This window comes from Rathayibacter tritici, from assembly GCF_001641005.1.
Classification (GTDB): Bacteria; Actinomycetota; Actinomycetes; order Actinomycetales; family Microbacteriaceae; genus Rathayibacter; species Rathayibacter tritici.
Window position 1 is genome coordinate 1,842,445 of sequence record NZ_CP015515.1, and the last position, 26,970, is coordinate 1,869,414.

The following is a 26,970-nucleotide window of genomic DNA, read 5'->3' on the forward strand; positions in this document are numbered from 1 at the left end:
AGCTTCAGGTCAGTGCGCGTCGACCGGGATGTGCGCCCGGCTGATCCGCTTGCGGAAAATCCAGTAGGTCCAGGCCTGGTAGCCGACGATGAGCGGCACGAACACCAGGGCGGTCCAACTCATGACCGTCAGCGTATAGGGCGTGCTCGACGCGTTCTCGATCGTCAGCCCGAAAGTGGGGTCGTTCGAGGCGGGCATTACCGCGGGGAACAGCGTCGCGAAGAGGGCGAGCACCGCCAGCGCGATGGTGCCGGCGAGCAGCGCGAAGGCCCGTCCCTCCCGGCCCCGGGTGATAGCGAGCCAGCCACCGACGAGGGTCACGGCCGCCCCCGCCGAGAGCATCCAGGAGGCGGTGCTGCCCTGTCCCAGGTTGGTCCAGGCGAGGAAGACGGCGGCCACAACCACGGCGAGCAGCCCCGCGCGCGTCGCCAGCCGGCGAGCCCGCTGCCGGATCTCCCCCTCCGTCTTCAGCGCGACGAAGACGACTCCGTGCGTGAAGAACAGCAGGAGTGTCGTCGCTCCGCCCAGCAGAGCGTAGGGGTTCAGCAGGTCCAGAACCGTGCCGATGTAGTTGTGGTCAGCGTCCATCGGCACGCCCTGCACGATATTCGCGAAGGCGACGCCCCAGAGAAAGGCGGGCACCGCCGAACCGACGACGATCATCGCGTCGAATCGCCGCTTCCACTCTGCCTCGGGGCGCTGGTGCCGATACTCGAACGAGACGCCGCGGGCGATCAGCGCGAGCAGGATAAGCAGCAGCGGTAGATAGAACCCGCTGAAGAGCGTGGCGTACCACTCCGGGAACGCCGCGAACATCGCGGCTCCGGCAACGATCACCCAGGTCTCGTTGAGATCCCAGACCGGGCCGATCGTATTGATCAGTACCCGGCGATCGGTGTCGTCGCGACCGAGGAACGGAAGCGACATGCCGACACCGAAGTCGAAGCCGTCGAGAACGAAGTAGCCGATGAAGAAGAACGCGACGATCCAGAACCAGAGCACGGCGAGATCCATGAGGTGCCTCCTAGTAGACGGTGCCGACGAGCTGCGGGCGACCGCTTTCCTCGTCGACTTCGGGAGCGTCGTCGGGGCCGGCCTGCGCGGCCCGTTTGATCAGGCGGAACTCGACCACGGCGAGCGTGCCGTAGATCGCGGTGAAGGCGAGTAGCGAGATCAGGACCTCGAGTCCACTCACTCCGGGCGAGACGCCGTCGGCGGTCTTCAGCAGCCCGAACACGAGCCACGGCTGGCGGCCCATCTCGGTGAAGACCCAGCCGACGATCATCGCCATCAGCGGTAGCGGGGCGGCCCAGATCGCGACCTTCCACATCCACTGCTTGGGCTCACGGCCCTTCCGCGTGAACCAGAGGCCGGCAGCTGCGACCCCGATCGCGAGGACGCCGAGTGCCATCATCCAGCGGAACGACCAGTAAGTGACCCAGATGATCGGGGTGTAGTCGCCGGGTCCGTAGACCTCGGTGTACTGCGCCTGAAGATCGTTGATGCCCTCCACAGTGCCGGTGAAGGTGTGCGTCGAGAGGAAGGAGAGCAGGTACGGAATGCGGATCGAGAACAGCTCGCTCGATCCGTCGGGGGTACCCCAAGTGAACACCGAGAACGAGGCGTCGATACCCGTGGACGTGCGGTAGAGCGCCTCCGCCGACGCCATCTTCATCGGCTGAGTGTCGACCATCGCGAGGCCGAGCGAGTCGCCCGTGACCAGGGTCAGCCCGCCGCTGATCACCATCATCCAGGCGCCGAAGGTCAGGGCGGGCCGCATGGTCTCGAGGTGCTGGTTGCGCGAGAGGTGGTAGGCCGCGACGCTGATAATCACGGCCGCCGACACCATGAAGCAGGCGAAGATCGTGTGCGGGAAGGCGGCGAGCGCGACCTTATTCGTCAGGAGTGCCCAGATATCGGTGAGCTCTGCGCGGCCCTTGGACTCGTTGATGCGGAACCCGACTGGATTCTGCATGAAAGCGTTCGCCGCGATGATGAAGTAGGCCGAGAGAGTCGTGCCGAGGGTGGTCAACCAGATGGTCGCCAGGTGCAGTTTCTCGGGCAGCTTGTCCCAACCGAAGATCCAGAGGCCGATGAAGGTCGCCTCGAGGAAGAAGGCGAGCAGGCCTTCGAAGGCGAGTGGCGCGCCGAAGACGTCGCCGACGAAGCGGGAGTAGTCGCTCCAGTTCATCCCGAACTGGAACTCCTGAACAATCCCGGTCACCACGCCCATCGCGAAGTTGATCAGAAAGAGCTTCCCGAAGAATTTCGTCAGCTGGAGGTAGTGCACCTTCCCCGTGCGCACCCAGCAGGTCTGGAAGATCGCGACAGTGAGCGCCATCCCGATCGTGAGCGGGACGAACAGGAAGTGGTAGATCGTCGTCAGACCGAACTGCCACCGTGAGAGCAGGAGCGGATCCAGGAGTTCGTTCACAGCTCAGAGAGTAGGTCGACGGGAGGGGCCCGACGGCCTTCGATCCCCGTACTCGGCCGGATGTGCGCCCCCGTCGCAACACCCCTTCCGGGGTGGTTGCGCTCAGCGTTCCGAGCGCGATGGTTGATCACTCGCTCGACGTCGAGACAATCCCTCTCGATGTCGAGGAAGGCCTCCGCGCGTTCACAGCCGAGCAGCCCTCGCGTCCGTCGAAGGCTCGGCAGCCAACCTCTCGAGGCCGAGCGATCCGCACCGCCCCCGGCCCCTGAGCGTTCGTCTCACCTTTCCCTGCCTCATTCCCAGGCGCACGCCCGCGACAGTCGCTCTGGGATTTCGTTCACCCGATACCCAGCGGGCGGCGTCATCAGCCGGCGTCAACGCGGGAGCGGGCGCCCGAGAACCAGGCCGGCGCCCGGAAGCCATACCTCAGCACGGGAAGGTCGCGGGTGAGGCGCCAGTAGCCCAGCGCCGCTGCGACGCCGAGAGCGCAGACCAGCAGCGGCACCACCGGACCGATCACGTCCAGCCAGCGCTGGCCCTCGAACAGCAGCAGCACACTGGTCGCGAGCGAGACGAAGAGGACGTGCACCACATACACCGGCAGGGTATTGCGGCCGATGAACGTGATCCAGCCCGCTCCCCGGCGGTGGGAGAGAAAGCGCGCCACGACGAGCCCGGCCAGCACCGCCAGCACGCTGACCAGGACGAGCCCGATCGTCAGCAACGGAAAGCGGCCGCGGACAGCGAGGATCACACCGGCCAGCGCGAGGAACAGCACACCGAAGCCCAGCCCGCTGAGCAGCCCGCGACGCTCGACGAACGCCATCACCGCAGTGCGCAGATACAGCCCGAGCAAGAAGAACATCAGGTAGCGGGCCATACCGTCCCAGGCGATATTGCCGGTGCCCCCGGAGGTGCTCGAACGGATCGCATACCAGAGCACGGCAATCGCCGTCGCGATCCCGATCTGCACGCGCCAGTCGAGCCACCCCTGGGCTAGTTTCGCCAGGACGAAAAAGATCGTCAGCGCGTAGAGGAACCAGAGCCCGTTATGCGGCATCACCGGTTGCAAGAGCAGCGCGAGCAGGTCGGACTCGTCAGTGCCGCCGGGATTGGGGACCACCAAGAAGAAGAGGAACCGCACCACCGACCACAGCAGGAACGCCCATACCAGCAGGCTCAGCCGCGAGCGCCAGAGCTCGGGCCAGGAGCGGGTGAGCACCGAACCCGCGAACAGACCGGACGCAAGAAAGAACAGCGGCATCCGGAACGTGATCAGCAGCAGGTTGATGTCGTTCCACGACTCGGGGGCGATCCCGGCCGTCGTCGTCCACTGCACGGAGTGGGCGAGAGCGACCAGGATGATCGCGATGCCCTTCGCGGTGTCCACCCAGCTGATGCGTGCGCGTGCCATGAGTCCTCGTCGTGGTCATCCGTCGGAAATCGGCCGGCGGCGACGATGGCGCAGGCGATGAGCAAGTGTTACACAGCTGTGGATCAGCTGTGACGTTTCGCACACTTCAGAATCGGTCGATCCGGTGACGCTGGAGCGACCACGGGGTGGACGAACCGACGATCCTCCTCCGAGTCGGCCCCGGCCGCCCCACGGATGTCCGATGATCGAGGCATGACTCCAGCGACGTCCCCCGGTTCCCCTCGCCGCATCCGCCTGCGCCTGCTGGTCGCGCTCCTGGTGCTTGCGCTGATCCTCGGCAGCGTCGCCGCGGCCCTCGCGCTCGCCTCCCGGAGCGGAGGGACGGCCGCTCCCGCCGTGACCTCCTCCGCTCCCGCCCCGACCTCCTCGGTCGACATGGCCGAGCGGGTCGCCGGGCTGGAGAAGCGTTTCGCGGGCGGATTCCCGCAGCACAGCATCGTCCTCACCGGCAGCTCCACAATCGGCCGCTGGACGAGCTCGAAGGAGGATCTGCGTCCGCTCGAGACCTACAACATCGGGATCGGCGGGACGACGGTTGCCGACCACCTCGCCTGGCTCGACCGGATGATCACTCCCTTCAATCCGCGCGCCGTCATCGTCTACGTCGGTGCCAACGACATCACCGGCGAAGCGGATTCACGCAGCGGCGCGCAGACCGCGGATGCGGTCATCGAGTACCTCCAGCGCGTCGAGGAGGTCGCCCCGGAGGCGGAGCTCTACTACGTCGAGATCGCCGAGACTCCGGCGCGCGCGTCCGTCAGCGCGGAGGTCCGCGCCGCGAACAGCGCCATCAGCGCCTATGCCGAGACCGACGACCGCGTCACGTTCGTGCCGACCGCGCAGGTACTACTCACCCCCGACGGGTCGATCGACCCCTCCCTCTTCCTCGATGACGGCCTGCACTTCAACGACGCCGGCTACGCCCGCTTCTCGGAGGCGGTCCGCGCGGTGGTCCTGCCCGCCCTGGAGTAAGGACCGGCGGCGGACGCGGACGCCCCCTTCCGTGCCAACGGACGGGGAGGGGCGGGCCGGTCGGTCAGCCGCAGACCGTGCCGTCCATCGGCGTGCAGGAGCGGAGGTTCCGGACCCCAGCGTTGACCCTGATGGGGGCCACTGTCTTTCGCTCCCGGAAGCCTATCCTGGCCCCGCGCCATCGCCGACGCGGGCCCACTGCACCGTCGCAGTCCTCTGCCTCTTCGGCAGCGCCGACCGTCTCGGAGTCACCGATGCCCCGCTCGAGGAACCGCCTGCGCACTCTCGCACTAGTCTCCGCTCTGGCGGTCACGGCCGCCGCGCTCGTCGCGGGCCCCGCGGCCCCGGCCTCCGCCGCCCCGGTCGTGCCCGCCGGCTTCACCGATTCGCTGGTGGCCGCCGTCCCCTCGCCGACCGCCCTCGCCTTCACCACTGACGGGCGGACCCTGGTCTCCTCGCAGACCGGCGCGATCCGGGTGCTGCGCGCAGGCGCGCTGGTCGCCACTCCGGCGCTCGATCTGCGCTCGAGAATCTGCTCGAACGGCGAGCGCGGCGTGCTCGGCCTCGCGGTCGACCCCGCTCCCGGCTCCCGGACGGTCGTCGTTTACTACACCGCGAAGGGCTCCGACGCCTCCTGCCCCACCAACGCGAGCGGCACCACGAACCCCACGGGGGCACCCCGCAACCGCGTCTCCTCGTTCCACCTCGGGACCGACGACCGCATCGACCCGGCCTCCGAGCGCGTCCTCCTCGACGGCATCTACTCCCCCGCGGGTAATCACAACGCCGGCGACCTCGCCATCGGCAAAGACGGCCTGCTCTACGTCAGCGTCGGCGATGGGGGCTGCGACTACCGCGGCGGAGTGGGCTCGCCGGGTGGCAGCGGCTGCGGCGGCCGCAACGACGCGGCCCGCGACCCGAACATCCTCAACGGCAAGATCCTCCGGATCACCCTCACCGGCGGGATCCCGGCCGGTAACCCCTACCAGGGCACCGGCAGCGCCTCCTGCCGACTCGCTCCTGCCGCTGACGGCCTGCGCTGCCGCGAGACGTTCGCGAGCGGGCTGCGGAATCCGTTCCGCATGGCGTTCGACCCGAACGCGGCCGGTACCGTCTTCCGCATCAATGACGTCGGCCAGGACTCCTAGGAGGAAATCGACCAGGGCGCGGCCGGCGCCGACTACGGCTGGAACTCCCGCGAGGGCCACTGCGCGCAGACCGGCTCCGCCTCGAACTGCGGAGCCCCAGCACCGGCCGGACTCACCGATCCGCTCTTCGACTACGCGCACAGCAGCGGCTGCGGCTCGATCACCGGCGGCGCCTTCGTCCCGAACGGCGTCTGGCCGGCCGCGTACAGCGGCTCCTACCTCTTCGGCGACTACGTCTGCGGGAAGATCAGGACCCTTGATCGCACAGGCACCGCCGGCGACCTCGTGACCGGCCTCGGTGGCAGCAGCGCGGTCGCGATGGCCTTCGGCCCCTCGCGCGGAACGCAAGATCTCTTCTACACCAGCTACGCGAACGGCGGCCAACTGCGTCGGCTGGCCTACACCGCCGCGGCGAACCGCGCACCGACCGCGACCCTCTCTGCGGCCCCCTCCTCGGGCGCGGCGCCTCTCGCCGCGCGGTTGAACGGCACCGGCAGCAGCGACCCTGAGGGCGGCGCACTGCGCTACTTCTGGTCCTTCGGGGATGGCACACCCGACCGCATCACGACCGGACCGACCTTCACGCACAGCTATGCGGCAGGCCGCTGGACCGCGACCCTCCGCGTCCTCGATCCGAAGGGGGCGGTCTCGGCTGCCGCAACGACGACGATCACCTCGGGCGATCGCGCTCCGAGCGTGAGCATCACCGCGCCCGCGGACGGCGCAGTCTTCGTCTCAGGGCGGAGCTACCGCCTGCGCGCGACGGCGACCGACCCGGAGGACGGCGCCCTCCCCGCGTCGGCACTGACCTGGACGGTCCAGCGCCGTCACGCCGAGCACACGCATCCGTTCCTCGGCCCGCTGACCGGGAACGACCTCGCCTTCACCGCCCCCGGCCCGGAGGACCTCGCAGCCGCCGCGAACAGCGACCTGCTGATCAGCGTGACCGCGACCGATTCGGACGGAGTCTCCGCGACGGCCACGCGCACGTTCTCGCCGCAGAAGGTGTCCGTCACTCTCGTCACCGAGCCCGCCGGGCGCACGGTCGTGGTCAACGGGAGCGAGGTCCGCGGAGGGACGAGCGTCGTCTCGTGGGCGGGCTCGGCACTCCAGCTCGAGGTCCCCGACCAGACCGACGCATCGGGCACCGCCTACCGTTTCTCCTCCTGGTCCGACGGTGGCGCCGCCTCCCACAGCGTCGTCACTCCTCTGAGCGGCACGACGCTGACGGCGACCCTCGTCGCGCTCCCCAGAGCGCCGACCGTCGTGACGGGTTCGGCGGGCTCCGGAGACACGGCCACGCTCTCGTGGTCGCCCCCGGCGGGCACGGGCGGTCCGGCGATCGTCACCGTACCGTGACCACGCGATACCCACTCGGCATCCACGAGCCTCCCGGGCGCAGCCCTGCCGCCGCCCAGCCGCCCGCCCCTACGATCGAGCCATGCCGAGCATCCGGAGCCGCCCCTCCCGCGTCGGGGGCCCGCGGTGAACGACACCCTCACCGACATCCTCGACGTCGTGGTCGGCGTCCCCCCGATCTGGCGCACCCTCCTCGCCGGGCTCGCGATCTTCTTCGAGACGACGATCCTGGCGGGCCTGATCGTCCCCGGCGACACGATCGTGATCGTCAGCGCCACCGGCGTCACCTCCCCGCTCCAGTTCATCGCGCTCGCCGTCACCGTCGTCATCGGTGCCCTCTGCGGCGAGTCCGTCGGCTTTTACCTCGGTCGCTGGTTCGGCCCGCGGATCCGCACCTCCCGCCTCGGACGTCGGCTCGGCGAGAAGAACTGGTTGCTGGCCGAGCGCTACCTCGCCCGGCGCGGCGGGATCGCGGTGTTCCTCTCGCGCTTCCTGCCGGTGCTGCACTCGCTGATCCCGCTCACCGTAGGGATGAGCGGCATGCGCTATCGCACCTTCATGGCGTGGACGATCCCGGCGTGCGTGCTCTGGTCCTCGGCGTACGTCGGTGTCGGCGCTGCGGCGGCGGGCAGCTACCGAGAACTCTCCGAGAGCCTGCACGGCGCGGGCTACATCTTCGTCGGCGTCATCGTCGTCTTCGCGCTGCTCGTGCTCCTGGGCAAGAAGCTCCTCAACCGAGCGGAGGCGCGTCACCTCGATGAGTGACGCGCCTCCGGGGGTGGATCTGGCGAGGATCAGTCGAGCAGACCCGCCGAGGTCAGCCACTCGCCCGCGACGGCCGAGGCCGACTTCTGGTCGTTGACGCTCTCGGAGTTGAGGGCGACCAGATCGTCCGCCGTCAGCTTCGCGCTGACCGCGTTCAGCACCGCGGCGGCATCGTCCGTGATCTTGCTCGAGACGATCGGCACGACGTTGTCGGCGACGAACAGTCCGTCCGGGTCCGCCAGGGCAACCAAGTCGTTCTTCTGGATGTTCGGGTCGGCGGTGTAGACGTTCGCCAGCTGGATCTGGTTGCTGGTGAGCGCGTCGACCGTGGTCGATCCGCCGCTGTCCTCGATCGCCTGGAAGGTGGTCGAGATGCCGTACTTGGACTGCAGGGCCTCGGGCCCGTAGGGGCGCGTCTGCAGCTCGGAGTTGCCACCGACCACGATCGGGTCGGTGACGTTCTTCAGCGATGCGATATCGGTGAGCTTCCACTTGTCGGCGAAAGCCTTCGTCACCGTGTAGGAATTCTGGTCGCTGGCGCCGGCCGCATCAAGGGCACGGAGGCCGTCGGGCAGGGCCCCGCCGAGCGCGGAGTAGACGTCCTCGGCGGTCGTCGCCGTCGCGTCGGGCTGGAGCGCCTGGAGGAGGCTGCCGTCGTACTCCGGGAAGACGTCGATGGATCCGCTCTCGATCTCGGGCAGGTAGATCTCTCGCTGGCCGATGCGCAGTTGGCGGTCGACGGTGAGGCCGTCGTTCTCCAGTGCCTGCGCGTAGATCTCGGCGAGGATCTCGTTGGAGTAGTAGTCCTGCGAGCCGACCACGATGGTCTCGGCGCCCGCAGTCGCACCCGATCCCTCATCCAGCGGATCGCTCGAAGAACACCCTGCCAGTGCCACGACGGCACCGACCGCGAGTGCGCTCAACGCGACACGGCCCTTCGTGAAATGTGCTGTGAACATTGCTATTTCCCTTCTTCGATGGGGATTCCCACCACCGCGCGTCGTCGGGGCGACGAGGCGCGGGAACCTGTGCGGCCGGCGGAACCGGCCAGACCGAGCACGACTCCGCGCGGCACGGCGAGACGCTGGAGGACGGCGAAGACGATCTCGCTGAGCAGCGTCAGGACAATCACCAGGATCGAGCCCGCGAGCATCTGCGGATAATCACCCGACTTCACTCCGCGGAAGATGTACTGGCCGAGTCCGCCGGCGCCGATGTAGTCGGCGAGGGTGGCGGTGGCGATGATCTGCAGCGTCGCGGAGCGCAGCCCGCCGAGCAACAGCGGCAGGCCCAGGGGGATCTCCACCCTCGTCAGGATCTGCCACTCCGTCATCCCCAGCGAGCGCGCCGCGTCGATTGTGCGACGGTCAACCGCCTCGAGTCCGGCGTAGGCCCCGGCGAGCACCGACGGAATCGCGAGCACGACCAACGCGATCAGCGGAGCACCCAGACCCAGACCCAGGCTCATCGCCGCAAGGACGAGCACGCCGAGCGTCGGCAGAGCGCGCAGACCACCGGCGACCGGGACCGCGATGCCCTTGCCGCGACCGGTGTGCCCGATCAGGTAGCCGATCGGGATCGCGATCGCCGCCGCGATCACCAGCACCAGCAGGCTGATGCCGATGTGCTGGGCGACGCGGGTCGGGATCGGATAGTCGCCGCTCCAGTGCGCGGGATCGGTGATCCACGCGAAGGCCGCAGCGATGAGGTTCACGTCGTCACCGCCCCTTCGATGGCGACCGGTCGACGTGCGCGGCGGGCGCGATCCAGTGCCGTCCACGGCATCAGCAGGCGCCCGATCGCCACCAGCAGCCCGTCGAGCACCAGCGCCAGCACGATAGTGAGCACGATGCCGGTGACGATCTCGCCGGTGATGCCGCGCTGGAAGCCGTCGGTGAAGAGCAGGCCGAGGCTTTGGATCCCGAGCACCGCCCCGACCGTGACCAGGCTGACCGTGCTCACGGTCACCACCCGCAGCCCCGAAAGCAGCACGGGACCGGCGAGCGGGAACTCCACCCGCCAGAAGCGCGCCCAACCGGAGTAGCCCATTGCGGTCGCCGACTGGCGGACGTCGTCCGAGACGGCGCCAAGAGCGTCAGAGGTCGTGCGGACCATCAGCGCGACACCGTAAAGGGTCAGGCCGGTGATCACATTCGCTGTCGAGCGCAGCGGGATCCCCAGCAGAACCGGCAACAGAATGAACATCGCCAGCGAGGGGATCGCATAGAGCACACCGAGCCCGGTCAACAGCGTGCCGCGGCTCCAGCGGTAACGGTTCGCGAACCAGCCGAACGGCAGCGAGACGAGAAAGCTGAGCAGGATCGGCGGCACCGAGAGAGCCAGATGCGCCAGCAGGTTCGCGACGATCGCGTCCGTATTGTTGACGACCCAGGTCACGCGGCGGGGCCGTCCTGTGAGCGCAGCACACCCGTGGGGCGCCCGTCACTATCCACGACGATGCGCACGCCGTCGCGCTCCAGAATGTGGAGGGAGCGCTTGCCGCGGTCGGCTCCCACGAAGCCGGCCACGAACTCGCTCGCGGGATTCGCGAGGATCTCGGCCGGTGAGCCCTTTTGCGCGATCCGGCCGCCCTTCTCCAGAATCACGACCTGGTCGCCGAGCAGGAACGCCTCGTCGATGTCGTGGGTGACGAAGACGACCGTCTTGTCGAGCTCGTCCTGGAGGCGCAGCGTCTCGCGCTGCAGGTCGGCGCGCACCAGAGGGTCGACGGCTCCGAACGGCTCGTCCATGAGCAGGATGTTCGGGTCCACGGCGAGGCCGCGCGCCACTCCGACGCGTTGCTGCTGACCGCCCGAGAGCTGGCTCGGGTAGCGGGTGGCGAGCGAGCGGTCCAGGCCCACCGTGTCCATCAGCTCCAGCGCGTGGACGTGCGCCTGCTTCTTCGAAACGCCATTCAACCGCGGCACGGTCGCGATGTTGTCGATCACCTTCCGATGCGGCAGGAGTCCGGAGTTCTGCATCACGTAGCCGATCCGGCGGCGCAGTGCTACGGCCGGGAGCGAAGAGATGTTTTCGCCGTCGATCTCGATCGTGCCGCCGGTGGGCTCGATCATCCGGTTGATCATGCGCAGGATCGTGGTCTTACCGCAGCCGGACGAACCGACGAAGACGGTGGTCTGCCGGGACTCCAGCACGAGCGAGAAGTCGTCGACCGCTCGCGTGCCGTCCGGGTACTGCTTGCTGACGCCACGGAACTCGATCACGAAACCGCCCGCCGTCCGGCGGAGTGCGCGCCGATTCGTCCCTGTCCCACGTCTGTGCCCGCTCTCGCTCCGCGCGTGTGGCCGCTACACGACCCGTCGACCCCGAACGGGGCCAGGCGGTCAGCCAAACACCATTCGGAGCCGCCTGCCAACCCGAGGCGCCGCGTGTTGCGGGATGTTCCGGGAGCGGCTAGGCATCCACTGCTGTCACGGAGGTGACGCCGCGGGCGGGTTGGCGCCACGACCGGTCTAGGGAGCCGCTGCGCGCGGTCGCGCCGGTTCGAGAGCGGGGGCCTCGTCGGCGACTACTTGTACGAGCCGTCTCGCTGCTGCTGTAAGCGCGGCCGAGCACCCCTCGGTGCCGACGGTCGTTGCCGTGAGCACGGCTTCGTTGAGGATCTCGAGCTGAGCTTGATGGACCGGGTCACGAGCCAGGACGGCCTCGATCAGGACGGCTCGGTCGGGGAAGTAACGGTAGAACGTTCCGGCTGCCACTCCCGCGCGCTTCACGACCTCGCAGATCGTGAGTCGGTCCCGGCCGACCTCCGCCATGACCACCGTCGCCGCCCGGAGGAGCCGCTCGCGCGTCTCGATCCCGCGCTGTTGCCGCGGCCGCACCCCATTGGTGCCGGGTGCCACGGTGTTCCTCCGCAGAACGTTCAGCTCCGGTGAGCCCGTAGGGGTGATGGATGTGGTGCCGCTCATGGTCTCTCCTTGATCGGGGTCGATCGGGCGTGCTGCGCGATGGACGACACGGACCCGCCGCGGGATGCCGCGAGTGCTCGGGACGGTGCGGCGCGAGGGGTGCGGGGTGTGTGCGTCATGGCCTCTTTCAGAGGTGCTGGGTCCGGGGGCGTGCGGGTGGATGCCGTCTCGGGTACGGCATCCGCCCGCACGCCCTCCGGCCGCGGCAAAGCGGGAGGGTTACCGCTGGGTGTCGCTGGTCGTGTCCGCGGCCGCGGTGGCGCGGCGCTTACGGGCGGCCGGGCCACCACCGATCCACCCGGCGCAGCCAGCGGTTGCGAGTGCAAACGTGACGATCACGTTGGCCAGGACCGCGGCGGACAACGCCCGCACGAGCGCCCGTATCTGGGGCGTCTGGGGCGCGTGAGAGCTGGAGCTGGCGAGTGGGGGACCGGCGATCACGGACTCATCCACACTCGCACCACAACAACTAAACATGACAATCCCTCTCCTACGGAAACGGCCCGATACTAACCGGACTGATACCGACCATAGTTGCATCGTATGCGCAGGTTGTCGAGGTCTGGCGGGAAGACAACGGGAGCGCCCTGTAGAGTGAGGTCTGGACCTCATTCAGGAAGTGCTATCCGGAGGGTGCGCGTGCCCAAATTCGCGGCTCCGAGCCAGGATCGTGACTGGGACGACGACGCCGAGGCTGCACGGCAAGCATTCGCGGTCCCCGCTCGTCTTGCGGTGTTGCTGATGCTTCGGGACGCCGGGGAGCCGATCTTGCGGACTCAGATCATGGAGTCAACGGGTCTGAATGCCGACACGGTCCATCGCACGCTGACCTTCCTAGAAGGTTTGGGGATCGTCGAAGCCAATTTGCCACGCGCTATGTGGCCGGGCCGCTCGGTGATGTGGCGCGTCAACCACGATCGCTACCAAGCGGTCCTGGATGCCTTCATGCGTCGGATCACCTAAAGTCCGAGCCCTTCCCCGCCTGTCACAGGGATCGTCGCGCCAGTCATGTAGGTGGACTGTGAGACCCAGTAGATGACCGAAGCGATCTCCTCGGGTCGACCGATGCGGCCGAGCGGTGTACGAGCGACGTGCGCTGCTCGGTTCTCTTCGCTCACCAGGGAGAACATGTCTGTCTCAGTTGCTCCAGGTGACACAACGTTGAACCGAATACCAACGCTCCCGTACTCCCACATGGCGGACCGCGCCAGCCCTTCGAGAGCTGCCTTCGAGGCCGTGTAGTGGCTTCCGCCCGGGATGCCGGCGCGAGCTGATTCAGAAGCAACCAGCACGATCGAACCGCCACCGAGGCGGTTCATCTCCCGCACCGCTGCACGGACCACGTTGAACGCGCCGAAGGTGTTCGTCTCAAATACCTCTCGAAGGTCTTCATCTCGCATCCGCACGAGTAGGTCCTGTCGGACGATTCCGGCGTTGACCACGACCGTATCCAGCGTGGTCTCAACGCTCATCGCGCGAGCGTGACGGAAAACTGTGCGCACCGACGCCTGGTCCCGCACATCGGCTTCGACGCCCTGAACTCCTTCTGGGGGGCCGCTACCTCGATGCGTGCCGACGACCTCGAACCCGTTGGCGAGATAGCATCGCGCCGTCGCTGCTCCAATACCACGCGAGGCGCCAAAAACTACCGCCAGCTTCTTCACATCAACCTCCGCTGGGTGTACAGTACTCGATAGCGTGTTCGCTGGATAGCGGGTGTGCTGGACGCATTTCTCACACCTTGAAATCGGTTCAGCATGCCCAAAGTACCTCACGTCTTACCTTCCATCTGCGAACAGCGCGCCTTCGGCTTGATTGTCGCGATCCGCGACTCGCCCACAGGCTCGGTCCCGCACACGGAAGCCGAACGGCGCTTTGGCTCTCGTGCTATCCGCACTCTTCTGCGTTACCACGTCTGCACCTCCGTAGGTGACAGCCTGACGCTCAATGATGCGGCACTGCGCGCCGCCGTCTACGATACCATCAGGTTTAATCCAATGGTTGGCGAGAGTAGGTAGACGTGTCGGGTCTGACAGAGGTGGACGCCCTCAGCAGTTGGGTCGTCTGTGACATCCTGGGTGATGCAATCGCGCTCAGGGAGCTCGGTGGCCAGGAGTTCCCTGGTGTCAGCCTGAGACGAACGCTTGATCGACGCGGCGTACGCCTGCTTTACGCATCGATGCGCGAGGCTGTTGCGGCGGAAGCCGATCGTTTCGTCAACGAAACCTATGCCGGCCGAAAGTACGCCGTTGATGTGCGGCTGGTGTGGAGTCCCGACAGAACCACTATTCTCGGCGCAACCGGTATCTACTACCCAGTTGGTACTGTGGCAGAAGATGCCCCGGTAATCGGTACCTGGCAATGGCGTGTCGACCGCCGGACGGGGCAGAACCGTGGGCCAAATGCCAGCCGCTGGAATGACGACCTCTACCGCATCTATGGCGTGGACCCGGCAGGGATCGACACGACCCGCGGGCCATCAGCCGAGTGGCTCGCCAAGTTCCTCCCCCCGTCCTCAGCAGCCACCATCAAACTGGCCATCGACAGCGGCATTAAGGACGCGCCTCAGACGCTTCAAGTCCTGGGTTACGATGCGATCCGGCAGGACACGGGGGACACGTTCGCCATGTGCATGTATGCGCGTGCGTATCCTGATCCAGACGATCCAGGCGCCCTATGGCTTCGGGGATTCAGTCACTCCGTTGAGAAATCCCCGAAGATTCAGCCGGTTGACCGTGCGGCTCCAGCACTTGATGGCCTGGCTTCCGCAGCATTCGCACTCGCTACGACGCAAGCGCTTGCGGCCATCGACGTGATCCAGGGCACGATCTTCATGCGATCCCCTAATTGGGAACGGACAGGCTTACCCGCGGACGCGATTCTCCTCGCTGACCTGGCCGTTGGGTCGGTGCTGGATGAACTCCTCGATATGTTCCGCACCACCGCACGTTCCGAAGTGCCCAGCTCCCCGCACGGCTACACCCTGAACGGAACTATGTACCGGGTTCGGGTAGTTTCGGCAGACGTACATCTAGAGCGAGGTCGATACATCGTCGTCGCCTTCGAGCGTGTCTCGTGAGCGCGCTTCTCGCAGGTAGGACCTTCCTTGTTGCTGGTCTGTGGACCGACCAATCTCTGGCCTTCCCTACGGCGGCTGCGATACAGCAGCATGGCGGTCGGGTCCTGTGCACGGCTTACGGGAAGCAGCTCCGCGCCGCCACAACCATCGCCAGGAGGCTCCCCCAGCCCGCTGCTGTGCTTGAATTCGACGCCACAGAATCTGGTCACCCCGAGGCCTTGACTGCCGCTCTCCGGGAGCAGACGGATGAGCTGCACGGTGTCGTGCACTTCATCTCGGGTAGCTACCGGTCGGTCGTCGGTGGGCACTTCCTTGAGGCTCCGTGGGCGGATGTTTCTCATTCCTTCCAGGTCTCGGCATACTCACTTCAGAGCCTCGTCCGTGCCGCGCTGCCCCTCATGGGTTCAGGTTCAAGCGTTGTCGGGTGCACCTTCGATGCCGGTGTGGCGTGGCCGATCTACGGCTGGGCAGGTCCTGCGAAGGCTGCCTACGAGGCCACCAATCGTTACCTTGCGCTTCATCTGGGGCCACGTGGGATCCGCTCCAACCTCATCGCCGCTGGACCGGTCCAGACCATGACGATGCGAGCAATTGAGGGCATCAATGAGGTGGGAGAAGTCTGGAACCGCGCTCCCCTGCGCTGGGACGACACTGACCCCGCGCCGGTTGCCGACGCGACAGTCGCACTTCTGAGCGACCTGCTGCGCGCCACAACCGGGTCGATCATCCACGTCGACGGAGGCTTCCATGCAGTCGGCTACTAGCGAGGAGCGACGGGCCGTCATCGACGCGGTTCGCCGACGAGAAGCGGCCGAGGAGCACGTGGTCTCGTCGGACGCGTCATGGCCGACGCTCCCCGTGTCGCGCTGAGGTTCCTCACGGAGTCTGCGGACGACACTGCGGACCTGCGGCGGGGGCTCGTGGACCTCGAGATCGGCTCCGCGGTTCCGGGGTCCTCCGACATCGCTCATGAGCAGGTCGGCACGGACGCGCTCGTCGGACTCGCCCGGCCCGGTCATCCTCTCTTCGACAACCGCCTCGACGTCCCTCGATGGGCCGCGGCACATCACATCACCGTGTCGAGGCGAGGCGTCTCCGCGACCGCGTCGACGAGCTCCTCGAGGCTCACGGTGTGACGCGCACCGTGGTGGCATCCGTCGCCTCGACCGCCGCTGCGAGTGAGATCCTTCAGGCGAGCGACTCGGTCGTGGCCGTTCCCGCAACCGTTGCCCAGCGCGCCGCCGCAACCGGCCGCGCGGCCGTCTTCGTACTGCCCATTCACCTTCCCGACGTCGCCATCGTGCTGTCCTGGCATCGCCGCCTCTCTGGAGACCGCGGGCACGCGAGGATGCGGAGCGTCGTGGAGGACACGATCACTGCCTCCCGTTAAGGCGTCGACCAGACAGCCCGAGACGAGATCGAGGGCCGTTTCTGCGCCCGTGAAGACCTTGCCGACATGCTCCTCGACCACCTCACCGACGCCGACATCCAGTTCCACCAGAGCATTGCCGCCGTCACCACCCCCGGCCTCACGGTCGGTGCCCTCCAGATGATCCGACGCGGCGACGGCCTGGGAGTCTTCGTTGTCGTCGATGGACATGACCCTGCCGAGCGCAGGGTGACGATGTGGACGCCCGCTCTCTCTCGCTTCGCTCAGGTCACCTCGGCCGTCAGGTTGCTGACGCGTTCGACGTCGTCGTCCTGCAGAAGGTCGTGGGGCTTCATGACATTCCTGCGGGCGCAGCGTTCGGCGACGGCCGGGTGCACCGCTGCGGATGCGCGGTAGGCGCAGGCGCGGACGACGCGATCGATGCAGAGTTCCGCCCCTCGGGGCCCCCTGGCGAGGGGCGAATGACGCAGCACCGTCACGCCAGGAGGCACCCCCGCATCACAAAGCCCGGCCTGTCGCCGACGCGAGGGCCGAGTACCCCGCGGGGTCAGGAGTCCTCGACGGCTCCGTAATGCGACGTCATGTAGTGGCGCAGCAGCGATCGGCTCTCGTCGATGAAGCGCTGGTCGCCGGCGGGGTCAATGAGGAACGCGCGCGTGAGCAGCGCGTCCGCGACCTCGATGGTGACCTCCAGGCGGAAGGAGAGCTGAGCACCGCCCGGCAGGCCGTACTCGGAAGCGAGGATCTCGGCGAAGCGGCGAGCAAAGAAGCCGGCCTCGAATGCCTCGCCCGCAGCCTCGGGGGCGTGAATCGTGTCGACGAAGCGGATCGACCGAAAGCCCGGCTCGCTGCGGTGCATCTCGCAGAAGGCATCGATCGCGCAGTCGACCGCGCCCCACCAGTTGGCCGGCTCGGTGTCGCGGATCTCGGTGATCACCCGACGGCGGAAGCGTTCAAGCGCCCGCTCGCGCAGCGCCTGGAGCACAGCGATCCGGTCCGGGAAGTAGCGGTAGACGGTGCCGATCGCGGCTCCGGCCCGCTCGGCGACCATCGCAGTCGTGAGGCGGTCGAAACCGACCTCGTCGACGACGGCGGCTGCCGCATCGAGAAGCGAGGCGAGCCGGGCGGCGCTGCGCACCTGCACCGGCTCATTACGGACCTGAGACGATTCACCGAACGGCCGGTCGACGAGGTTTCCAAGAGGCACAGCGGGCTCCTTTATTCGTAGTTCCTACAATCGTACGCACACCGACCGCCGGTCGGGGTCGTCTCAACGAAAGTCCCTCGCGTTTCGTGCCCCTCAACGGGCTGCGACGGCGCGTCGGGCCGGATCATCCAGGAGTTCCCATGTGTGGACGCTTCGTCCTCTCGCAGACCGCCGCCGATCTCGTGGCGCTCTTCGACATCGACGAGCCGGGGGCCGACCTGCCCGACCCGTCATGGAACATCGCGCCGACCCAGCGGATCGCCGTGGTTGCCGAGTCGATGAAGGGCGTCGAGGAGGGCAGCCCACCTCGGCGCAGGCTCGCCGGTGCCCGATGGGGTCTCGTGCCCCGCTCCGCCGCCGACCCATCGGCCGGGCCACCGCTGATCAACGCGCGCATCGAATCGGTCGCCGAGAAGCCCCTCTTCCGCGAGTCCTTCGGCGCCCGGCGCGCGATCGTGCCCGCCTCCGGTTGGTACGAATGGCGCGAGGGACCCGAGGGCGCGAAAGCCCCTGTCTACATCTCACCGGGCGAGGGCTCGCTCGTGCTGTTCGCCGGACTTTATGAGTGGTGGCGCTCCGCGCAGCCGGGAGCGCCGTGGTTGCTGTCGGCGACGATCCTCACCCGGCCCTCCGCCGGGCCGCTGGCCGAGGTGCACGAGCGGATGCCGGTCCTGCTGCAACCGGAGCTGATCGAGGACTGGCTCGATCCCGCCTCCCCCGGCGACGGCGAGCTGCTCCGAGCGGCCGCCGAGGGTGCGGCCGAGCTGGCGGAGGATCTCGAGCTGCGCGCGGTCGGCACAGCGGTGGGCTCGGTCTCGGCGAGCGGACCTGCACTGATCGAGTGAGCCGCAACGTGACCGAGCAGGCAGAGGCCCGAGCGGCAGGGCCGGGTCGCGTTCACGGGTGAGAGCGCGATCCGCGCTCGGGCACCGGTTCTGACAGACTGGTGGGATGCCGCTGACGCCCGAGAGCAAGCCACTGAGCGCAGGCAAGGCCGAGGTCCTGCACCGCGCCGCCCGCCTTGAGGACCGACTGCACTCTCTCCGGATGGGGCGGGTGACGCGCAAGGGCTACCTGCCTCGGGTTATCCCCTACACCGGCTACGGGACCACCACGCAGCTGCGGGTCCTCGCCCGTGTCCTTTACACGAGGCCGACACCCCCCGGAGTGGAGGAAGTGCGCCCCGTTGAGGGCGTCCGCGGCTGGCGGAGTTTCACCAGCGTCTTCGTCAGCGGAGCGGTCGTGACGGTCGAGGCCGACGGGCAGAGCCACCGTGTCACCGCTGATCGCGGCGGTGTGGTCGATGCCGACCTGCCGATCACGCTCGAGCCGGGCTGGCACAGCATCACCTTCTCGACCGCGGGCTCGAAGCCGGTCGAGGCGCCCGTCTTCATCGTGCATCCGCAGGCGCGGCTCGGTGTCGTCTCGGACGTCGACGACACGGTCATGGTCACTGCGCTCCCCCGTCCGTTCGTCGCCGCCTGGAACACCTTCGTGCTCGACGAGCACGCGCGAATGCCCACTCCCGGCATGGCGGTCTTCCTCGACCGCTTCGCTCGTCAGTACGAGGGCTCCCCCGTCATCTACCTCTCCACCGGCGCGTGGAACGTCGCTCCGGCGCTCACCCGCTTCCTCTCGCGACACCTCTATCCGGCCGGCGCACTCCTGCTCACCGACTGGGGTCCTACCCACGACCGCTGGTTCCGCAGCGGCAAGCAGCACAAGGAGATGAATCTCCGTCGACTCGCCGCCGAGTTCCCGGACGTGCGCTGGCTGCTCGTCGGCGACGACGGGCAGCACGATGAGGAGATCTACTCCGACTTCGCGCACGAACATCCGGACAAGGTCGCGGCGATCGCGATCCGTCAGCTCTCGACCGGCGAGGCGGTGCTGGCGGGAGGGCGCTCCAAGGCCGAGGACCGCTCCGAGACCAGCGGCACGACCTGGGTCTATGCGCCCGACGGTGCCGGCATCGCGGAGCAGCTGACGGCGCTCGGCATTCTCTGATCGGCGCCGCGCGCCCGGGAACGACGCAGCCGCCCGCTCCCCGGAGGGAGGGACGGCTCCGGTCGATCGGCTCGGACTACGCCTGGTGGGCGGCCTGGAGGTCGAGGGTGATCGTGACCTTCTCGCCGATGAGCACGCCACCGGTCTCGAGGGCCGCGTTGTAGGTGAGACCGAAGTCGGTGCGGTCGATGGTGGCCTTCGCGGTCAGCCCAGCCTTGTAGTTGCCGTAGGGGTCGGTGCCGAAGCCACCGAACTCCACCTCGAAGGTGACGGGCTTGGTGGTGCCCTTGATCGTGAGCTCGCCGTCGACGAGGAAGTCGTCGCCGTGGGGGCGGACGGCGGTCGAGACGAAGTGGATCTCGGGGTACTGCTCGGCCTCGAAGAAGTCGCCGGTGCGGAGGTGACCGTCGCGGTTGGGCTCGTTGGTGTTGACGGAGGCGACCTCGGCGGTGGCCTCGACCTTGGAGTCGAGCGGGTTCTCGCCGGTGGTGAACGTGGCCGTGAAGCGCTCGAACTTGCCCTTGACCTTGCTGATCATCAGGTGGCGGACGCTGAACGCGACCTCGCTGTGGGTGGGGTCGATGACCCAGGTGCCGGCCTTGTAGCCGGGGATGGTGATGGCGTCGGTCATGGTTTCTCCTCGAGAGTGACGGTCGTCGCGGGGAGAGCGTCCCCGTCCGATGTATGCAAGCGCATCGACGTCGACCAGTATTCCATGTAGCGACAACTATTTCACCCTCCAGACCTCGACGCCCCGGCGGATGGCGCGCGGACGAGTGGTGCACCAACCCGGACGGGGGGGTGGGATGCGGAGCTGAGTCTCGTCACGCCGCTGCGTCGCTACTCGACCACCGGGTTCGCGGGGCATTCGTTCTGGTGTGAGCGGCGGGTTACCGGGAGAGGGCTGCGGTCAGCGGGGGCTGGGGGCGGGATTGCGGATGCCGGCCAGGGAGACCACACCGCCGACGATGAGGAGCGCGGCCGTCGCGACGGCGGCGCGCGAGAAGCCCGCGACGTCGAGGGAGTCACCGACGACCAGCGAGGTGGCGGCGATGGCGACCAGACCCGCGATGCGGGAGACCGCGTTGTTGACGGCGGAGCCGACTCCGCTGTGCCCGTCATCGACCGCGCCGAGGATCGTCGAGGTCAGCGGAGCGACCGTCACCGCCAGGCCGAACCCGAACAGCAGGATGCCGGGGAGCAGCTGCGTGGCGTAAGCGGCTCCCGCCTCGACCACCGAGAGCAGGAGGAACCCGGCGGCGGCGATCAGCGGACCGACACCCATGAACAGCCGCGGACCGAACCGCGCCGACAGGGACCCGGACGTTTGCGAGAGCAGGAGCAGCAGGATCGTCGGCGGAAGCGTCGCCAGACCGGCGAGCGTGGCCGTGAAGCCCAGGGTCTGCTGAAGGAAGAGCCCCAGCGCGAAGAAGCCGAACGAGAGTGCTCCGTAGACGAACGCCGTCGAGACGTTGCCAACGGTGAAGTTCCGCGACGAGAAGAGCGAGAGCGGCAGCATCGGATGCGCGGCGCGCCGCTCCCACGCCACGAACGCGACCAGTGCGGCGACTCCGCCGATCAGAGCGGTGAGCACGAGCGGATCCTGGATCCCGAGCCGCTGCTGCTCGATCAGCGCGAACACCGGGCCGCCGAGGCCGAGCACGCCGAGGACCGCGCCGACGCCGTCGATCGGCACCCGGCTCCCGGACTCGACGGCGCCGAGCCGCCGCAGCAGCACGAGCGTCACCGCGATCGGCAGCAGGTTGAGCGCGAAGACGGCGCGCCATGAGCCCGCATCGACGAGTACACCACCGAGAACAGGACCGGAGATCGTTGCCGTCCCGGTCCACGCGGTCCAGGCGCCAATGGTGCGGGCCTGCGCCGCACCGCGCACGGTCGCGATGATGAGGGCGAGCGAGCTGGGCACGAGGACGGCCCCGGCCGCGCCTTGCAGCATCCGCGCCACGATCAGGACTTCGGCGGTGGGCGCGAGCGCGCACAGCAGCGAGGTGATGCCGAAGCCGATCAGGCCGATGCTCATGCTGCGGGCCCGACCGATGCGGTCGGCGAGTGAGCCGGCCACCAGGATCAGAGCGCCGAGCGTGATCAGGTACCCGTCAACCACCCACTGCTGCACCGCGAGCCCGCCGCCGAGTTCGCGGGTGATCGCCGGCAGCGCGACGTTGACGACGGTGCCGTCGAGGAAGGCGACGAACGATGCGAGGACGGCCACCACGAGTACCGCGCGGCGGCTCCTCTCGGCCGGGTCGGCGGAGGCGGTCATACTCGGGCTCTGCTCACCCGTTCACCGTACCGGCGACCACCGTCAGCCGGTCGCGCTCACCCCCTTATTCGGGCGCGAGAGAACCCAGCCGCACGACGGATCCAGTCGCGTCGCCTACTCTCGTACCCATGTCTGCGCAAGAAACCGCCCGCGGCGGCGTGCTCGCCCGCGTCCTCGGGATCGTGGGAGCCAGCCTCGCCGGGGGTCTGCTCATCACGGTCGGAGTGACCCCCGCCCTCGCTGTCACCGGGCTCGCTGAGAACAACCCGATCGGCTTGTTCGAGACGGTGCCCGAGTACCTCGAACTCGGCCAGCTCGCCCAGAAAACCGAGATCTACGCGAAGCGCACCGACGGCTCGGACGAGCTACTCGCCTCCTTCTACGCGCAGAACCGCGAGGCGGTGGCCTTCGACCAGGTCAGCCAGTCCGTCAAAGACGCCGCGATCTCGACCGAGGACCCGCGCTTCTACCACCACGGCGGCGTCGACCTGCAGGGCACGATCCGCGCCGTGGTCAGCACCCTCGTCGGCGACGACCTGCAGGGCGGATCCTCGATCACGCAGCAGTACGTCAAGAACGTCCTCGTGCAAAAGGCCGAGGCGCTCAGTTCAACCGATGAGGCGGCCTCCGAGGCGGCTTACGACGAGGCGACCGCGACCACTCCGAGCCGCAAACTCAAAGAGATGAAGCTCGCCGTCGACCTGGAGAAGAAGTACAGCAAAGACGACATCCTGCTCGGCTACCTCAATATCGCTGGATTCGGCGGCCAGGTCTACGGCATTCAGGCCGCGGCCGAGTACTACTTCTCGACCAGCGCGGCCGACCTCAGCCTCGCCCAGGCGGCGAGCCTGATCGCCACGGTCAACAATCCCAACGGACTGCGGATCGACCGGCCAGAGAACATCCCGGACAACAAGGTCCGCCGCGACTACGTCCTCGATCAAATGATGAAGGAGGGGAAGATCTCGCAGGCCGATCACGACGCGGCTGTCGCCGAGGAGATCGTCCCCGCGATCACGCAGACGCCCACCGGTTGCCAGACGGCCGGCAACGCTGCTTTCTTCTGCGACTACATCACCCGCGTCGTCCAGAACGACCCGGCATTCGGCGAGGACACGGACACCCGCCTCGCGAACTTCCAGCGCGGCGGCTACAAGATCTACACGACTCTCGACCGCGACCTGCAGGACACGGCAGCCAACGCGACGAACAATGCGGTCCCCAAGGTCCCGACGCTCGACACCAACATCGGCAGCTCGACGGTCTCGATGGAGGTCGGCACCGGTCGCATCCTGGCAATGGTGCAGAACAAGGACTACGACGCGGCCGGGTCGGACAACGGGCAGAACTTCTCCGCGGTGAACTTCAACACCGACACCGCCTACGGCGGCTCGGCGGGATTCCAGGTCGGATCGACATACAAGGTGTTCACGCTGGCGCAGTGGATCGCCAGTGGTCGGACTCTGAACGAGACGGTGAACGGCCGGGAGCGCACCTTCTCGGGCTTCCCCGCCAGCTGCGCACCGGGTGGTGAATTAGGCACCTCCTACCAGGTCAAGAATGACGACAGCGAGAATGGCAGCTACAGCGTGCTGACCGGAACGATGCAGTCGATCAACACCGTCTACGTGTCGATGGCGCAGCAGCTCGACCTCTGCGCGATCCGCGACCGCGCGGCCGCCTTCGGCGTCAAGGCCGCCGACGGGGGCGCGCTGGGCTACAACCCCTCCTCCGTGCTGGGCTCCGACTCCAACATCTCCCCGCTGTCGATGGTCACTGCCTTCGCCGGCCTGGCCAACAACGGCACCGCCTGCTCCGCGATCGCCATCGACTCGATCACCGACCCGTCCGGCGCGGCTGTGCAGCCGCCGACCTCGACCTGCAATCAGGCGCTCAGCCCCGAGCTGACCGCCGTCGCGAACTACGCGCTGCAGCGGGTCGTCACCAGCGGCACCGCCGCCCAGTCCAACCCGGACGACGGCATCGAGCACATCGGCAAGACCGGCACCACCGACAACGCGGAGTCGACCTGGATGGACGGCGCGAGCTCCCGCGTCGCGACCGTGGTCTGGGTGGGCAACATCGACGGCCACACCTCGATGCGCGAGGTCCGCTTCCCGAACTCGGACCTCGGCACGCGGCCCTACGCCTCGAACATCCGCCACTACATCTGGAACTCGGTGATGACCCGGGCCGATCAGAAGTACGGCGGGGACGAGTTCCAGGAGCCCAGCAGCGCCCTGCTGAACGGCCGCCAGATCGCGGTCCCGACCGTCTCCGGCCGCTCAGTCGCCGATGCCACGGAGGCACTGGAGGATCTCGGCTTCGATGTCAAGCAGGGCGCGCGCATCGATTCGTCGCTTCCCGCCGGGGTGGTGGCCGGCACCGACCCGGCCGCGGGGACGGCCGTCGCACGTTACTCCGACATCGCCCTGCTGATCAGCAACGGCTCTCAGGTGCCGGCGCCCGCCACCGAGGCGCCGGCGACGAGCGGCGACGCGGACCCGGCCACCCAGACTCCCCCCGCGACGCCCACCGCGCCTGCGGGCGCCACGCCCTCGGCGAGAACGACGACGGAGGTCGAGGAGTGAGCGTCGACCAGGAGTTCCTCGGCGTGCACACCGCGGGCACTCTCTCCGACGCGACGGCTCGACGCTCCTCCCGCTGACGGCCCACCGGGGGCAGGATGGGTTGATGAGCATCCCTGTCCTGGTCGAGATCGAGACCGACGTCCCCGTCCTTCGTGATCCGGCAGCACCACTCGTGCTGGTCGATGAGGCCGGCTATCTCCGCGGTGACGGCGTGTTCGAGACCCTCGCGGTCCTCGACGGACGCCCGCGCGCCCTGACCGAGCACCTGGAGCGACTGGCCGACTCCGCCCGCGCGATCGGGCTGAGGATTCCGGAGGCGGGGCTGTGGTCCCGAGCGATCGCTCTCGCGGTCACCGAGCACGATCCGGTCGACGACCTGACGATCCGGATGATCGCCGCCTACAGCTCGGGCGACGATGCGCGGTGCACGGTGCGCGCAGCACCGACTCCCGATTCGAGTGCGCTCCGGGAGCGAGGCGCCGCGGTCGTCGTGCTCGACCGTGGCTACGCGAGTGGACCGCTCGCGCCGTGGCTCCTGGGTGGCGTGAAGACGACGTCCGGCGCGATCACCCGGGCCGCGCTGCGAGAGGCGGCCTCGCGGGGCGCGGACGACGTGCTCTGGCGCACGAGCGACGGCCTGCTGCTGGAGGGTGCGACGTCGAGCCTTGTGCTCCTCGGTGGCGGAGAGCTGTCGACCCCGTCGTCGGGCGGCGTCCTGGCGGGGACGACGGTGGAGCGGATCCTCGCTCTCGGCGAGCGGCGGGGGTTGCGGTCGGCCCGGCGCGAGGTGCCGGCGTCGGCGCTCACGGAGGCGGACGCCGCCTGGCTGGTGTCGAGCACGCGCCGGGCGATCCCGATCCGCTCGGTCGACGGCACATCGCTCGCGCTCGACAGCGCTCTGACGTCCGTGTTCGAGGCGGGGCTGCTGGCCGACTGACGGACGCGCCTCAGGCCACTGCCGCGAGCGCGCGCGCCGTGTGCGGCCCGACGCCCGTCTCCTCCGCGTCACCCAGGTCGGCGAGTGTGTCGACGTCGAGACGCAGCGTCGAGGTGACGGGCAGCGCGAGGACCGTGCAGCCCGCGTCGCGGTGGCGGGCGAGCGAGCCCGGGCCGAAAGCGGGAGCGACGAGGGCCCCGGCCGCGAGCAGGAGCGCCGTGGTGCCGCTCCCCTCGCGATCGGGGACGACGGCGGGGAGGGCGGGCAGAGCGAGGGCTCGGGCGAGGTCCGACGGCACCAGCGCGGGCAGGTCGCCGGTCAGCACGATCACCGGGGCGTCCGGCCGCCGGCGCAGGGCTGTTCCGGCGCCGGTCGAGACGGCGGCGTCGAGGGTTCCCGGGTCGGGCACCACCACCAGCTGCGGATGCTCGTTGCGCGCACGCTCGGCGGCGCCAGGGTCCGAGGTGACCAGGAGCAGGGCCGCCACCGGCTCCGCGGCGGCCACGGCGGCGAGGGTATCCAGGAGGAACGCCTCGGCCAGTGCCGCGCGCCCCGGCACATCAAGGCGCGTCTTCGAGCCGCCGCGGCCCTTGAACACGACGACAGCACTCCAGCCGGTCACCCGCGCTCCTCATGCGCGGCGACTGCGGCGGCGAAGCCCTCGGCGAAGGCCTCGTCGGCGCCGAGGCGGAACATGTCATCGGGGCCGGTGCGGGTGAGCGTGCGGGCGCCGGGGCTCTCGACATCCGTCACGAGACGGCCGAGCCCGCGCACCACGGCCACCGGGCGACCGCTCGACTTGCCCTTCACGAGATCTCCGAGCGCCGCGATCTCGTCAGCCACGGCGGGCATGGTCACGCCGAGGGCGCGGCCGAGGGCGTCCACACCGCCGCGCAGGTCGTCGACGACGAGAACGCCCGCGGCTCCGATCGCGGCGTCGGTCTGGCCGACGCGCCAGGCGCGGCCCAGGGTGTCGCTGATCAGCACGCCGACCCGCACACCGAGCCGCTCTCGTAGGCCCGCGCAGAGCGCCCGGGCCGAGGCATCAGGATCGACGGGGAGCAGGAGGACCGTCCCCTCCGCGACGTTGCTGGCATCGACTCCCGCCGCCGCCTGCACGATCCCGAGCCGGTTCTCGACGATGCGGGTGACTCCGGATCCGTACGCGCGGGTGGCGACGACGCGGACGGTCTCGGCCGTGATCGCGTCCTCGCGGTCGGTCGCGGCGACGACGCGCCCCTCCGCCTTCGACACGATTTTGCTCGTGACGACGAGGATGTCGCCGTCCACGGCCCGGTCCTCGGGGGAGGCGGCCGCGATCGCCGCGAGGATCAAGTCGAGCAGATCGTCGCCGGGAGCCACCTCCGGGATACCGTCGAGGGCCCAGGCCTGCACGCGCGTCTCGCTCACTGCTCCATTCTCCCGGCTGCCAC

The 26,970-nt window shown here is 68.4% G+C and carries 27 protein-coding genes and 1 pseudogene; 14 read left to right on the top strand and 14 right to left on the bottom strand.

Annotation, left to right across the window (positions count from 1 at the left end):
• Positions 1 to 9: 9 nt before the first annotated feature.
• The 3 genes from cydB to A6122_RS08415 form a co-directional block, all read right to left on the bottom strand.
• Positions 10 to 1,014, bottom strand: a complete 1,005-nt coding sequence (gene cydB / locus A6122_RS08405) for a cytochrome d ubiquinol oxidase subunit II (RefSeq protein ID WP_068253722.1) — start codon at positions 1,012 to 1,014, stop codon at positions 10 to 12.
• A gap of 10 nt (positions 1,015 to 1,024) precedes the next feature.
• Positions 1,025 to 2,434, bottom strand: a complete 1,410-nt coding sequence (locus tag A6122_RS08410) for a cytochrome ubiquinol oxidase subunit I (protein ID WP_068253725.1) — start codon at positions 2,432 to 2,434, stop codon at positions 1,025 to 1,027.
• A gap of 364 nt (positions 2,435 to 2,798) precedes the next feature.
• The gene (locus A6122_RS08415; RefSeq protein WP_068253728.1) at positions 2,799 to 3,848 is read right to left on the bottom strand and encodes an acyltransferase family protein; all 1,050 of its coding nucleotides are present in this window, start codon (positions 3,846 to 3,848) and stop codon (positions 2,799 to 2,801) included.
• 213 nt (positions 3,849 to 4,061) lie between these two features.
• On the opposite strand from A6122_RS08415, the gene A6122_RS08420 reads away from it, so the two are divergent.
• From A6122_RS08420 to A6122_RS08435, 4 genes are all read left to right on the top strand, one after another.
• Positions 4,062 to 4,841, top strand: coding sequence for a DUF459 domain-containing protein (locus tag A6122_RS08420; protein ID WP_068253730.1), 780 nt, complete (start codon positions 4,062 to 4,064; stop codon positions 4,839 to 4,841).
• 254 nt (positions 4,842 to 5,095) lie between these two features.
• Positions 5,096 to 5,989, top strand: a complete 894-nt coding sequence (locus A6122_RS17280; RefSeq protein ID WP_068253733.1) for a PQQ-dependent sugar dehydrogenase — start codon at positions 5,096 to 5,098, stop codon at positions 5,987 to 5,989.
• A 285-nt stretch (positions 5,990 to 6,274) separates the two neighbouring features.
• Positions 6,275 to 7,348: a PKD domain-containing protein gene (locus tag A6122_RS17285; protein ID WP_068253736.1), complete on the top strand. Its 1,074-nt coding sequence runs from the start codon at positions 6,275 to 6,277 to the stop codon at positions 7,346 to 7,348.
• Positions 7,349 to 7,474: 126 nt separating this feature from the next.
• Positions 7,475 to 8,113, top strand: coding sequence for a DedA family protein (locus A6122_RS08435; protein WP_068253739.1), 639 nt, complete (start codon positions 7,475 to 7,477; stop codon positions 8,111 to 8,113).
• Between the two features lie 29 nt (positions 8,114 to 8,142).
• Here A6122_RS08435 and A6122_RS08440 read toward each other — a convergent pair whose 3' ends face one another.
• The 5 genes from A6122_RS08440 to A6122_RS08460 form a co-directional block, all read right to left on the bottom strand.
• A complete protein-coding gene (locus A6122_RS08440) occupies positions 8,143 to 9,072 on the bottom strand; it encodes a glycine betaine ABC transporter substrate-binding protein (RefSeq protein WP_068253742.1) in 930 nt (309 codons plus the stop codon).
• Between the two features lie 2 nt (positions 9,073 to 9,074).
• Positions 9,075 to 9,827, bottom strand: a complete 753-nt coding sequence (locus tag A6122_RS08445) for an ABC transporter permease (protein WP_068253745.1) — start codon at positions 9,825 to 9,827, stop codon at positions 9,075 to 9,077.
• A complete protein-coding gene (locus A6122_RS08450) occupies positions 9,824 to 10,510 on the bottom strand; it encodes an ABC transporter permease (RefSeq protein WP_068253748.1) in 687 nt (228 codons plus the stop codon). Before A6122_RS08450 ends, A6122_RS08445 begins: the two co-directional genes overlap by 4 nt.
• Positions 10,507 to 11,337 carry an ABC transporter ATP-binding protein gene (locus A6122_RS08455; protein ID WP_068253751.1) on the bottom strand — a complete coding sequence of 277 codons (831 nt, stop codon included), beginning with the start codon at positions 11,335 to 11,337 and terminating at the stop codon, positions 10,507 to 10,509. The genes A6122_RS08450 and A6122_RS08455 overlap by 4 nt, the downstream gene beginning before the upstream one ends.
• A gap of 249 nt (positions 11,338 to 11,586) precedes the next feature.
• Complete coding sequence (locus A6122_RS08460) at positions 11,587 to 12,042, bottom strand: TetR/AcrR family transcriptional regulator (RefSeq protein ID WP_068253754.1); 456 nt, start codon at positions 12,040 to 12,042, stop codon at positions 11,587 to 11,589.
• A 639-nt stretch (positions 12,043 to 12,681) separates the two neighbouring features.
• Between A6122_RS08460 and A6122_RS08470 the strand changes: the two genes are divergently transcribed.
• Positions 12,682 to 13,005 carry a helix-turn-helix domain-containing protein gene (locus A6122_RS08470; protein WP_068253760.1) on the top strand — a complete coding sequence of 108 codons (324 nt, stop codon included), beginning with the start codon at positions 12,682 to 12,684 and terminating at the stop codon, positions 13,003 to 13,005.
• On the opposite strand, the gene A6122_RS08475 is transcribed toward A6122_RS08470, so the two are convergent.
• Positions 13,002 to 13,817, bottom strand: coding sequence for an SDR family NAD(P)-dependent oxidoreductase (locus tag A6122_RS08475; RefSeq protein WP_084415897.1), 816 nt, complete (start codon positions 13,815 to 13,817; stop codon positions 13,002 to 13,004). The genes A6122_RS08470 and A6122_RS08475 overlap by 4 nt on opposite strands.
• 245 nt (positions 13,818 to 14,062) lie before the next feature.
• Here A6122_RS08475 and A6122_RS16505 point away from each other — a divergent pair, with 245 nt between their 5' ends.
• The 5 genes and pseudogenes from A6122_RS16505 to A6122_RS17700 all read left to right on the top strand — a co-directional run bounded on the left by A6122_RS16505 (position 14,063) and on the right by A6122_RS17700 (position 16,907).
• Positions 14,063 to 15,121: a hypothetical protein gene (locus tag A6122_RS16505; RefSeq protein ID WP_146085085.1), complete on the top strand. Its 1,059-nt coding sequence runs from the start codon at positions 14,063 to 14,065 to the stop codon at positions 15,119 to 15,121.
• On the top strand, positions 15,118 to 15,885 hold the full coding sequence (gene fabI, locus A6122_RS08485) for an enoyl-ACP reductase FabI (protein WP_068253768.1): 768 nt from the start codon (positions 15,118 to 15,120) through the stop codon (positions 15,883 to 15,885). The genes A6122_RS16505 and fabI overlap by 4 nt, the downstream gene beginning before the upstream one ends.
• A 75-nt stretch (positions 15,886 to 15,960) precedes the next feature.
• A pseudogene (locus A6122_RS17690) lies at positions 15,961 to 16,257 on the top strand (LysR substrate-binding domain-containing protein); the annotation flags it as partial.
• Positions 16,173 to 16,511 carry a LysR substrate-binding domain-containing protein gene (locus tag A6122_RS17695; RefSeq protein ID WP_084415898.1) on the top strand — a complete coding sequence of 113 codons (339 nt, stop codon included), beginning with the start codon at positions 16,173 to 16,175 and terminating at the stop codon, positions 16,509 to 16,511. The pseudogene A6122_RS17690 and the gene A6122_RS17695, both read left to right, overlap by 85 nt.
• A 66-nt stretch (positions 16,512 to 16,577) precedes the next feature.
• Positions 16,578 to 16,907, top strand: a complete 330-nt coding sequence (locus A6122_RS17700) for a hypothetical protein (RefSeq protein WP_068253776.1) — start codon at positions 16,578 to 16,580, stop codon at positions 16,905 to 16,907.
• Between the two features lie 151 nt (positions 16,908 to 17,058).
• Here A6122_RS17700 and A6122_RS08505 read toward each other — a convergent pair whose 3' ends face one another.
• Positions 17,059 to 17,718 carry a TetR/AcrR family transcriptional regulator gene (locus A6122_RS08505; protein WP_068253779.1) on the bottom strand — a complete coding sequence of 220 codons (660 nt, stop codon included), beginning with the start codon at positions 17,716 to 17,718 and terminating at the stop codon, positions 17,059 to 17,061.
• Positions 17,719 to 17,858: 140 nt separating this feature from the next.
• On the opposite strand from A6122_RS08505, the gene A6122_RS08510 reads away from it, so the two are divergent.
• A complete protein-coding gene (locus A6122_RS08510; RefSeq protein WP_068253783.1) occupies positions 17,859 to 18,563 on the top strand; it encodes an SOS response-associated peptidase in 705 nt (234 codons plus the stop codon).
• Between the two features lie 106 nt (positions 18,564 to 18,669).
• Positions 18,670 to 19,725 carry an App1 family protein gene (locus A6122_RS08515; RefSeq protein WP_068253786.1) on the top strand — a complete coding sequence of 352 codons (1,056 nt, stop codon included), beginning with the start codon at positions 18,670 to 18,672 and terminating at the stop codon, positions 19,723 to 19,725.
• A 76-nt stretch (positions 19,726 to 19,801) separates the two neighbouring features.
• On the opposite strand, the gene A6122_RS08520 is transcribed toward A6122_RS08515, so the two are convergent.
• Both A6122_RS08520 and A6122_RS08525 read right to left on the bottom strand, forming a co-directional pair.
• On the bottom strand, positions 19,802 to 20,356 hold the full coding sequence (locus A6122_RS08520) for a YceI family protein (protein WP_068253789.1): 555 nt from the start codon (positions 20,354 to 20,356) through the stop codon (positions 19,802 to 19,804).
• A 279-nt stretch (positions 20,357 to 20,635) separates the two neighbouring features.
• Positions 20,636 to 22,009: an MFS transporter gene (locus A6122_RS08525; RefSeq protein ID WP_068253792.1), complete on the bottom strand. Its 1,374-nt coding sequence runs from the start codon at positions 22,007 to 22,009 to the stop codon at positions 20,636 to 20,638.
• A gap of 128 nt (positions 22,010 to 22,137) precedes the next feature.
• On the opposite strand from A6122_RS08525, the gene A6122_RS08530 reads away from it, so the two are divergent.
• Positions 22,138 to 24,600, top strand: a complete 2,463-nt coding sequence (locus A6122_RS08530; RefSeq protein ID WP_068253795.1) for a transglycosylase domain-containing protein — start codon at positions 22,138 to 22,140, stop codon at positions 24,598 to 24,600.
• Positions 24,601 to 24,703: 103 nt separating this feature from the next.
• Positions 24,704 to 25,537, top strand: a complete 834-nt coding sequence (locus A6122_RS08535) for an aminotransferase class IV (RefSeq protein WP_068253798.1) — start codon at positions 24,704 to 24,706, stop codon at positions 25,535 to 25,537.
• A gap of 10 nt (positions 25,538 to 25,547) precedes the next feature.
• Here the strand turns inward: A6122_RS08535 and cofC are convergent, their stop codons facing one another.
• Positions 25,548 to 26,159, bottom strand: a complete 612-nt coding sequence (gene cofC / locus A6122_RS08540; protein WP_068253801.1) for a 2-phospho-L-lactate guanylyltransferase — start codon at positions 26,157 to 26,159, stop codon at positions 25,548 to 25,550.
• On the bottom strand, positions 26,156 to 26,947 hold the full coding sequence (locus A6122_RS08545; protein ID WP_068253804.1) for a coenzyme F420-0:L-glutamate ligase: 792 nt from the start codon (positions 26,945 to 26,947) through the stop codon (positions 26,156 to 26,158). The genes cofC and A6122_RS08545 overlap by 4 nt, the downstream gene beginning before the upstream one ends.
• Positions 26,948 to 26,970: the final 23 nt, after the last annotated feature.